The 418-nt window shown below is 48.1% G+C and carries 3 tRNA genes; all 3 read left to right on the top strand.

Annotated features, from left to right (window positions below):
- Positions 1–51 precede the first annotated feature (51 nt).
- The 3 genes from EOE67_RS20345 to EOE67_RS20335 all read left to right on the top strand — a co-directional run bounded on the left by EOE67_RS20345 (position 52) and on the right by EOE67_RS20335 (position 369).
- Positions 52–127 (top strand) — tRNA-Phe (locus EOE67_RS20345).
- A gap of 67 nt (positions 128–194) precedes the next feature.
- Positions 195–270 (top strand) — tRNA-Thr (locus EOE67_RS20340).
- A 23-nt stretch (positions 271–293) separates the two neighbouring features.
- Positions 294–369, top strand: a tRNA-Phe gene (locus tag EOE67_RS20335).
- Positions 370–418: the final 49 nt, after the last annotated feature.

Raw genomic sequence — 418 nt, 5'->3', positions numbered from 1 at the left:
GGCAAAAAAAAGTTGACTTGCCTGGGCAAAATCCGTTTAATACCCCCCGTTGCCCAGATAGCTCAGTCGGTAGAGCAGCGGATTGAAAATCCGCGTGTCGGTGGTTCGATTCCGCCTCTGGGCACCATAAATTTTATGGTGTGTTGATTTCCCTTCGTTATCAGTCCACTACAGTGTTCTCTTCATTGAACAACGCCGCTTTAGCTCAGTTGGTAGAGCAACTGACTTGTAATCAGTAGGTCATCCGTTCGACTCGGATAAGCGGCACCATTTGTTTAGTAAAGACCAGTTTTGCCCAGATAGCTCAGTCGGTAGAGCAGCGGATTGAAAATCCGCGTGTCGGTGGTTCGATTCCGCCTCTGGGCACCACCATCAGAAAGGCCAGTCATTTGACTGGCCTTTTTTGTCTGAAAAATTT

Source organism: Rheinheimera riviphila (assembly GCF_004005945.1).
GTDB lineage: Bacteria > Pseudomonadota > Gammaproteobacteria > Enterobacterales > Alteromonadaceae > Pararheinheimera > Pararheinheimera riviphila.
This window is presented reverse-complemented; position numbering and strand designations above follow the sequence as displayed.